General features: G+C 60.1%; 6 protein-coding genes and 1 pseudogene. 4 read left to right on the forward strand and 3 right to left on the reverse strand.

Annotation, left to right across the window (positions count from 1 at the left end):
- Nucleotides 1-275: 275 nt before the first annotated feature.
- The 3 genes from A1355_RS19775 to radC form a co-directional block, all read right to left on the reverse strand.
- Entirely contained in the window at nucleotides 276-2,243 is a 1,968-nt protein-coding gene (locus A1355_RS19775; protein WP_064031006.1) for a DUF3857 domain-containing transglutaminase family protein, read from the reverse strand.
- Nucleotides 2,240-3,670 carry a hypothetical protein gene (locus tag A1355_RS19780; protein WP_157197962.1) on the reverse strand — a complete coding sequence of 477 codons (1,431 nt, stop codon included), beginning with the start codon at nucleotides 3,668-3,670 and terminating at the stop codon, nucleotides 2,240-2,242. Before A1355_RS19780 ends, A1355_RS19775 begins: the two co-directional genes overlap by 4 nt.
- Nucleotides 3,671-3,786: 116 nt before the next feature.
- Nucleotides 3,787-4,461: a RadC family protein gene (radC, locus tag A1355_RS19785; protein ID WP_064031008.1), complete on the reverse strand. Its 675-nt coding sequence runs from the start codon at nucleotides 4,459-4,461 to the stop codon at nucleotides 3,787-3,789.
- A 92-nt stretch (nucleotides 4,462-4,553) separates the two neighbouring features.
- Between radC and coaBC the strand changes: the two genes are divergently transcribed.
- The 4 genes and pseudogenes from coaBC to A1355_RS19805 form a co-directional block, all read left to right on the forward strand.
- Nucleotides 4,554-5,759: a bifunctional phosphopantothenoylcysteine decarboxylase/phosphopantothenate--cysteine ligase CoaBC gene (gene coaBC / locus A1355_RS19790; protein WP_064031013.1), complete on the forward strand. Its 1,206-nt coding sequence runs from the start codon at nucleotides 4,554-4,556 to the stop codon at nucleotides 5,757-5,759.
- The gene (gene dut / locus A1355_RS19795; RefSeq protein WP_064031012.1) at nucleotides 5,731-6,186 is read left to right on the forward strand and encodes a dUTP diphosphatase; all 456 of its coding nucleotides are present in this window, start codon (nucleotides 5,731-5,733) and stop codon (nucleotides 6,184-6,186) included. Before coaBC ends, dut begins: the two co-directional genes overlap by 29 nt.
- 17 nt (nucleotides 6,187-6,203) lie before the next feature.
- On the forward strand, nucleotides 6,204-8,780 hold the full coding sequence (locus tag A1355_RS19800) for a phosphomannomutase/phosphoglucomutase (RefSeq protein ID WP_064031009.1): 2,577 nt from the start codon (nucleotides 6,204-6,206) through the stop codon (nucleotides 8,778-8,780).
- 12 nt (nucleotides 8,781-8,792) lie between these two features.
- Nucleotides 8,793-9,297, forward strand: a pseudogene (locus A1355_RS19805) (acetylglutamate kinase); the annotation flags it as partial.

Raw genomic sequence — 9,297 nt, forward strand, 5'->3', positions numbered from 1 at the left:
AAATCCTCCACAGCCCAAGTAATTCGGCCTTTCCGATCGCTAAGTCCCCGACGCCGACTGCTTTTGTTCGGCTGATGGCCGGCGATATCCGGCGCCGGGTGTACTTTTGCCCGGTGGGTATCTTGCGAAAGCCCCCTGTCTGCTGGGCGGATTACCCGACTCGCGCGGCAACAACGTCTGCACTATAAACCTAGATTTATACTGCGCACCGCCATCCGCCTGACGGCCGCCGCGATGGGCAGCGCCCGTCCGCGTCCCGCTCACGGCGGGGACAGTTACTGTTGCGAACCTCCGCTTAGACTGAACCTAAACCGGGACTCGTAGCCGACCAATTCTAAAAATCGATTGTATTCGGCGATCTTGGCAACCGGAATCTCGGCTTTTGGCATTTCCAAACGGGTATAGGCGGTCACGACTTCGCCATCCTGACGGACATGCCGATGCAACTCGCCCCAAGCCGACACGTAATCGATTTTTGGGCCTCCGCTGGCGACGCGTCTTCCGGCCGGCACCCGAAAACTCAACTCGCTACGGTAATCAATCCCTTCAAAACGATAGGGATAGTGCCGATTCGAGGTTTTGGCGTCGTTTGCCAAATCGCGCAGCCACGAGTCGCTCTCCTGATAGGAAGTCAGCTGTCCGAGCGTAAACAAATTGGGGTATTCCGTCACCGAATTCAACGCGATCCCGGCTTCGGAAGTTTCAAGTCCTTGCACCGAAACGCTGGGCGCGACTTGGTCGCCCATTACCGCCCGAAAATCCTCCAATAGCCAACGCTCGGACTCGGCTTTGGATTTAGCCGCCAAGACCCGCCGCAATCCGGCGGCCCAATGCGACTCGTAGCGCCTGACCAAGGTTTCGACAACGCTGCCGGCTTCGGTCAACCGATTCTCGGCCTTTACGCTGGCCACCCACGTAAAAGGCTCGCTGGGCAGGTTGCGCGGTGCTGCGCCGTCTTGACCGACCGTCAGTGCCACCGCGCCATGCAGCGTATGCGGCAAGCGGCTGCCGGCAGTCTCGGGATCGGTCAAGTCGGTGCATTGCTCCTGGTCTTTACCGAAATTGACGCAAGCAATCATATGATTGAAATAGCTCGAAGACGGCAGTAACAATTTGTTCAGTGCTCTGCGCTTGGTTGAGGTCAACACCGGGTATGCGTCCAGACCAGCGCGGCGTGCCAGATCGACGAACAGCATGGCCTTATCCTTACAATCGCCGAAGCGACGCTCTAGCGTCGCCGAAGTGGGACGCGGGATCACGCCGCCGTGGCCGTGCTCCAGGCCAACGTAGCGTATATCCCGCGCCACGAACGCCGCAACGCGCTTGAATAATTGACGGGGATTGGCAACCCCGTTACTCAGCCGCCCGATCTCGGCGTCCAAGCGCTGGTCTTTTGCCAATGCTGAATCGGTCAACGTGCGGATCCGCGCGGAAATCGCCGGCCAATCGTCGGGCTCCGCCAGCGTCAAAACCGGCAACAGATCTTGCGGAGCGGGCATTTGTTGATCGTAGGGCAGCGGCGCGACCGCGCCCAACGTCGCGCAATGCAAGGCGGCAGTCTCCTCGTGACAAGCCAGATTGCTGTCATCTGTCCTCCACGTCGGTTTGCGCGCGTCGCTGTCCCAGCTGACATCGACTTGGAAGCGTTCCACCGGGTAAAAATAGGCTGAAAATAGATTGCGCGACCAGGACAACGGTACCTTTTTGGACGCAGTTACGATTTTATAGCGCAGCACGGCGATACTGCCTGGCTTCAGCGGAGTGAGCGGAATCGTCACGAACAGACTATCGTTGAAAATATTGGGTGAATTGTCGGTATTGATTTGCAAAAGATCCGGCTCGACGTCGGTGGAGACACCTTCCGGCTGCAACACGTAAGCGGCCTGAATTTCCGCGCGTTGCGATGCCGCATCGAACCAAAACCCCAAGTTGCCGTCGTTCTCGATGGCGCTGCTGGTTAGATACAACCACGTCTCGGTCACGGTTTCCTCGACTTGACCATTCTTCAACAGTTTGAATTGATGCTCCTCGCTCAAGGCCACACTACCATAGCCGGCGCTTTCCAAAGCGTGGACGCGATCCGGCGTTGGCGCCAACTCCCGATAGCTGGAATGACGCGCGGTTTTTAGGCAACGCAACAAGTTCGCGGAATAGCCGATTTGCCGCAATTTGCTTTCCGTTCCACCGGCCGCGCACGCTAGCGCCCAACCCAGCATCAACAACAGTCCCAGTGCTTTATTCATGATTCGTTTCCAGCCGTTGCCAAACGAAAACTTCGCACCAAGGCCCCTACGTCGGCCGCCGACTGTTTTTGGCCCTGGCCGATGACTTCGATCACCTGGTCGCGAGCAACGAGCGTTGCCACATAAAGCTCGTGGGCGCCAAACGTGAAAGGCGAGTTTTGACTATACCGAGCCAACGACATCGGTTGCAGTTCGCCAGCCCATATCAAGGTCCGGGTCTCCTCGATCTTGAAATCGCGCCAGTCCCCGGCAATCGACGCCTGACGCCGATCGACATAGTAATCCAGCGATTGCCGTTCGCTGGGTCGGACTCTGACCAAAACCCACTCGTCTTCCGCCGAAGTCAGCAGCTTCATATCGGTGTCGGGGAAGCTCCCGGAATTTGCCCGTCGCCATTTTCCGCTCGGAATTGTCAAACGATAGTTTGACGCGACACCGGCGACAACTTGTTCGGCTCGCAGACGCTCCCCAGTGTAGAACGCTAGCTCGCCCCTGCCGAGGTACAATGCGAAAACCATGAACGGCAACCCCGCTAACAACACGGCGCGTTGCCGCCAACTGTAGCGATCCGGCTCCTCACGCCACGGTAACCCAGCACTGCGGCGCAACTGGTTCATCCTTTCTTGCAATATCAACCAGGGGACGGCACCGATAACGACCGTAATCGGTAACAAAAAACCTGGGGCCAGCCAGCCGAAGAGTTCTCCGGCGATCATCAACACCAACAAAGTACCGGGCGCGGCTCCGAACCGGAAACGCTGATTTCCCGCGACGCGACTAACTCGCCGCTCCACCTGATAGAACACGTTCAAATTGTAAAGGGGCACCATCATCATCCAGGCGCAACGCGTCGGGTTTAGACGCGTTTCGCTGACTTCGGTCAAATCCTTGACGATGCGGTACATCAGGAAACAAGCATAGAGTCCCAAACTAAAAAACAACAGCCAGAACACCCGCCCGACTGGCGTCGGCGGATAAAGCGAGGCCTCCGCGCGAGGTTTGCTCGAAGAAACAAGCATCGGCCGTCCGCCCGCAGGCGCCGAGTCGTCACTGTCCGATTCGGCAGCGTTCGGCCGCGCCTTAATTACATGTCGCTGATGTCCGAACCAAAATAAGCAGGCGGCAAGCAGCGCGAACCCTATACAAAGGCCAAGGTTGGCGAACAGCGTATCTTCCTTGCGTTGCGAATAATCCAGTAGCGGGGTCAATCCAAAACCCACGCAAAACATTAACGCCAACGTACCGCCTAGAAACACGCCGCCACCCTGGTAATTCTTGATCGCGGCCGATAGCGTCAAAAGCCCGGCCACACCGAGCGCGGCCGGTAAGGTGCCGTAGGCAACGGCAACCCAAAATGCCAATCCCAGGTAAACCGAACTGACACCATATAGCATCCGCGCGGGCAATCTCCTGCGTTTTTCATTCATCCTTATAATCCATCGATATTGACTTGATGCTGTCCAAGCGGCGCATGCCCGAAGATTCCCGAGATTCGACTCGGCCGCCCTAGTCGAGTCTCGCGTCCGACTTTCCCGGCGTCATATCATATCAAGCCATGCTCGGCAAACGAATAGGGTAAGCCGTCTCCGACAATAAAATGATCCAGTACGCGTATGTCGAACAGGCCGAGGGCTTGTTTGAGCTTATCGGTGAGCAAGCGGTCGGCCTGACTGGGCTCGTTAATACCGGACGGATGATTGTGGGCGAAGATCACCGCCGCCGCCGCATGGTAGAGCGCGCGTTTGGCAACTTCGCGCGGGTAAACGCTGGCCCCGTCTATCGTGCCGCGAAACAGTTCTTCCCACTGGATGACCCGATGCTGATTATCCAGAAACAGACAGGCGAACACCTCGAAATCGTAACCGCGCAATTGCGCGCTCAGATACGCGCGAGTGGCATCCGGGCTAGTCAGCGCGTCGCCGCGCTGCAACACTTCGGAAAAATGCCGGCGCGCCATTTCCATGACGGCTTGCAGCTGGGCGTATTTGGCATCGCCCAGGCCCTTGCTTTCGCAAAAGCGCTGGCGGTCGGCGGCCAGCAACCCCCGCAACGAGCCAAAATCGCGCAACAGCTCGCGCGCCATATCCACCGCCGTCTTGCCGGCGATGCCGGTACGCAGGAAAATCGCCAGCAGTTCGGCATCGGACAAGGCCGCCGCGCCGCGCTGCAACAACTTTTCGCGGGGACGTTCGTCCGCCGACCAATCCTTGATGCTCATTGTCGCTCCCGGCCGGAAAAAACGGGTCAAGCATAGAAGAATCCGGGGGAGTTTGCCATAATTCCAACTCTTTACCGTTTTGGGGCAAGACGATTAACAAACGCATTTTACTGGGAGTTTGCGGCGGTATCGCGGCCTACAAGGCGGCGGAATTGGTTCGCCTGTTGCGCAAGCAGGGCTGCGAGGTGCGCGTCGTCATGACCGCCGCCGCCCGCGAATTCGTCGCCCCGCTGACCTTCCAGGCGCTGAGCGGCCACGCCGTTCACCTGCACTTACTGGACGCAGGCCAGGAACAGGCGATGGGCCATATTCATCTGGCGCGCTGGGCCGATGCTGTCGTCGTCGCCCCGGCGAGTGCCGATCTGCTGGCAAAATTGGCGCACGGTCTGGCCGACGACTTGTTGTCCACGCTGCTGCTGGCCGCCGACTGTCCGGTCTATGTCGCACCGGCCATGAACCAAGCCATGTGGGCCAAGCCCGCCACCCAACGCAATCTCGCTACACTGGCGGCCGACGGCGTTCGCGTGTTGGGACCTGCCAGCGGCGAGCAGGCTTGCGGCGAACTGGGACTGGGGCGGATGCTCGAGCCCGCCGAGCTTTGCGACAGCCTGTTGTCGGACGATCGGGACCGACCGCTACGAGGCGCGCGACTGGTGGTCAGCGCCGGCCCAACCCGCGAAGCGCTGGACCCGGTGCGCTTTATCAGCAATCGCAGTTCCGGCAAGATGGGATACGCATTGGCGGCGGCGGCGGCTCGGGCCGGTGCGCAAGTCACGCTGGTCAGCGGCCCGGTAGCGTTGCCGACACCACCGGGCCTCGAACGCATCGACGTCGAAACCGCCGCCGACATGCACGCGGCGGTCATGGCTCTCATGGGCGAAGCCGATATCTACATCGGCGCGGCGGCGGTGGCCGATTACCGACCCAGCGAGATCGCCCCCGTCAAATTAAAAAAGGGGCGGGGCGCCTCGGTGATAGCATTAACCCAAAATCCGGACATCGTCGCCGATGTCGCCGCGTTAAAGCCCAAGCCGTTCGTGGTCGGCTTCGCCGCCGAAACCGACGACCTGGAAAATTACGCCCGAGGCAAATTGATCGCCAAAAATCTGGACATGATCGCCGCCAACTGGATTGGCCGTGAAGACGGCGGTTTCGACAGCGATCGCAATGCCCTGCAAGTCTATTGGCCGGGCGGGGCCGCGAGCTTGGCGATGACCGAAAAATCCGCCCTGGCCGAGCAACTCATCACTCTGATCGCGGAACATTTTCATGCGAAAAATTCAACTAAAAGTTCTTGATCCCCGTCTGGGCCACGACATTCCGCTGCCGGCATACGCCACGGACGGTTCGGCCGGCCTGGACCTGAGGGCCTGCCTGGACGCGCCGCTGACGCTGCAACCCGGCGCCAGCACGTTGATCCCGACCGGCCTGGCGATTCACATCGACGATCCGCATCTGGCCGCTGTATTGTTGCCGCGCTCCGGCCTAGGCCATAAACACGGCATTGTGCTCGGCAACCTGGTCGGCCTGATCGATTCGGATTATCAAGGCCAAATCTTCGTATCGTGCTGGAACCGGGGCGGCGAGACGTTTACCGTCGAAGTCGGCGAGCGCATCGCCCAAATGGTCTTCGTTCCGGTGGTCCAGGCCGAATTCGAATGCGTGGCCGAATTCGCCGACAGCCAACGCGGCGCCGGCGGCTTCGGCCACAGCGGCCGTCATTAAAATCCGGAGCCGCCGCGATGGGCCGAATATTTAGCATAGTGGCCGCGATAGCGGCTTTGATGGTGCTGGTCACCGGTGCCGCCGGCTACTGGCTGGCGGCGGCCAACGTCCGCGATACCGAGCAATCCAGCGTCACCGCGATTGCCGGCGTAATGTCGGTCGGCGTTGCCAGTCAGATCGACACCCTGCAAAAAGTGGTGGACGGTCTGGCGCAGTCGCCCGAAGTCGCCAATGCCCTGGCCGCCGGCGCAGGCCGCGCCGATTTGGACAAGCTGGCCGCCCGGCTGCAAGACGCGATACCTCAGGCCTTGCGGGTCCGCATTCTGCCGGCCACCGTCAGCGAGCCGGAACTGACGCAAACGCCGAACATGGGCTTCGCCGATCTGGAAATGGTGCGCGCCACGTTGACGGCCAAACAAAAGCCGATGGTGCAAGGCGAGGGCGAACACCGCCATCTGGCGATCACCAGCGCCGTCGTCGCCAACCAGCAGACGCTGGGTGCCATACTGGTCAGCCTGAAACCGGATCTGGTTCAGCAACTCCTGTCCAGAACCATTTTCAATGCGGGCCTGATCGAAATCAAACAGGACCAGAGCGTGATTGCCAGTGCCGGCAACCCGGCCGCCAAACTCGACGAACCGCAATCCCTGCCGTTGACCAACACCCGCTGGCAACTCGATCTCTGGATCGGTAGCGGCGACAGCGCCGGCAACACCGTACTGTTCGCCAGTATCGTCCTGATTCCGGCCATGTTGGCCTGCCTGGGATTCTTTATCGGCTACCGCAAATTGCACGACTTTCTGCATCATGACCAAAGCGTGATTTTAAAAGCCGCCAAGGACATGATGGCCGGCAAGAAGGTCGGCAACTACCCGGTATTGCTCGAAGAAATGCAGCCGATCATCTCGGCGCTGGCGCAATTCAAACGCATCTTGCAACAAGAACAGACGGCCGAGCCGACCGGCACCGGTTTCGCCGACGATCACGATTTTTTCGACGAATCCTTCGACATCGACTTCGTCGAAGAAGCGCCTCAGTCGGCGGCAAGACCGGTCGCCACCGCGCCGATTTCGCTGAATACGGCGCCGATCGCGTTGAATACCGCGCCGGTCTCGCTAGGCCAACCGGCCGACACCGAACCCGGTCTGGCCCCACACCCGGCGCCGGCCTCCAGCCCGGCGCCCAAGCCATCCGCGCCGCCGCCACGACCCGCGCGCAACGACTTCGCCGACAGTTTTCGCGGCTACGACATTCGCGGCATTGTCGGCCGCGGCCTGACCCAGGACGGCGTGCGCGACATCGGCGCCGCTTTCGCCAGTCTGGCGCTGGAACAACAAGTGCCCACCGTCGTCGTCGGCCGCGACGGCCGGCTGTCCAGTCCGGCTCTGGCCGAAGCGTTGGTGGCCGGCATCCGCTCGACCGGCTGCAACGTGCTGGACATCGGCCTGGTGCCAACGCCGCTACTGTACTTCGTCGCCCGCCATTGCGAGGGCCGTACCGGCATCATGATCACCGGCAGTCACAATCCGCCCGACTACAACGGACTGAAACTGGTGCTAAACGGCGAAACCCTGGCCGGCCCGGCGATTCAGCAGCTCAAGCAGCGCACGCTGGCCCGCGACTTTCACCAGGCCGAACTCGGCAAGGTCGAGCTGAATACCGCGTTCAGCAACGAATATATCGGCACGATCGCCGACGACGTGCATCTGGTCCGGCCGATGAAGGTCGTCGTCGATTGCGGCAACGGTGCCGCCGGTTTGCTGGCCCCGATGCTGTTGAAAACCATGGGCTGCGATATTGTCGAATTGTTTTGCGATATCGACGGCCATTTTCCCAACCACCATCCCGATCCCAGCAAGCCGGAGAATTTGGCCGACCTGATCGGCGCGGTCAAGCATTACGGCGCCGATGTCGGCGTCGCGTTCGACGGGGACGCCGACCGCTTGGGCGTGGTCGATTCGTCGGGCAAAATCATCTGGCCAGATCGGCAATTGATGTTGTTCGCCCGAGACGTGCTGGCCGGCAAGCCTGGCTCTGAAGTGATTTTCGACGTCAAATGCTCCAAGCATTTGGAAGAGCAAATCAGGAAGCGCGGCGGCCGGCCGTTGATGTGGAAGAGCGGCCATTCGATGATGAAAGCCAAACTCCACGAGACCGGCGCGGCGCTGGCCGGCGAAATGAGCGGTCATATCTTTTTCAACGACCGCTGGTTCGGCTTCGACGACGGCCTGTACGCGGCGGCGCGCTTGATCGAGATTCTGTCGGCCGACATGCGTTCCAGCAGCGACGTGTTCTCCGATCTGCCCGATAGCATCAGCACGCCGGAGTTGCTGATTCCGCTCGCCGAGGGCGAAGCGGCGGCCGTGATGACCCAATTGGCCGGCAATGCCCGCTTCCCAAACGCTAAGGTCATCGACATCGACGGACTGCGCATCGAATTCGCCGACGGCTGGGGACTAATTCGCGCGTCCAATACCACGCCGGCGCTGACCGCCCGCTTCGAGGCGGACACCAAGGATGCGCTACGCCGGATTCAAGATCAGTTCAAACAGCTGTTGCTACAAATCAAACCCGACCTAGACCTACCTTTTTAATTAAGCTCATTCATGAAAGAAAACACCCCACACCAAATCGCTCACGTTCTGATCGAAGCCCTGCCCTATATCCAAAAATTCAAGGACAAGACCGTCGTCATCAAATACGGCGGCAACGCGATGGTCGACGACGCGTTGAAACACAGCTTCGCCCGCGACATCGTGATGATGAAATTGGTCGGCATCAATCCGGTCGTCGTCCACGGCGGCGGTCCGCAAATCGGCAATCTGTTGACCCGGCTCGGCAAGACCTCCGAATTCGTCGACGGCATGCGCGTCACCGACAGCGAAACGATGGATGTCGTCGAAATGGTGCTGGGCGGCTTGGTGAATAAGGAAATCGTCAATCTGATCAATATGCACGGCGGCAAGGCCGTCGGGCTGACCGGCAAGGACGGCAATTTCATCCACGCCCGCAAGATCGCCATGACCAAGGCCGGCGCCAATGTCGACGATGCGCCGGAAATCATCGATCTAGGCCATGTCGGCGAGGTTAGCAGCATAGACCCGGCCGTCG

Source organism: Methylomonas koyamae, from assembly GCF_001644025.1.
GTDB lineage: Bacteria > Pseudomonadota > Gammaproteobacteria > Methylococcales > Methylomonadaceae > Methylomonas > Methylomonas koyamae_A.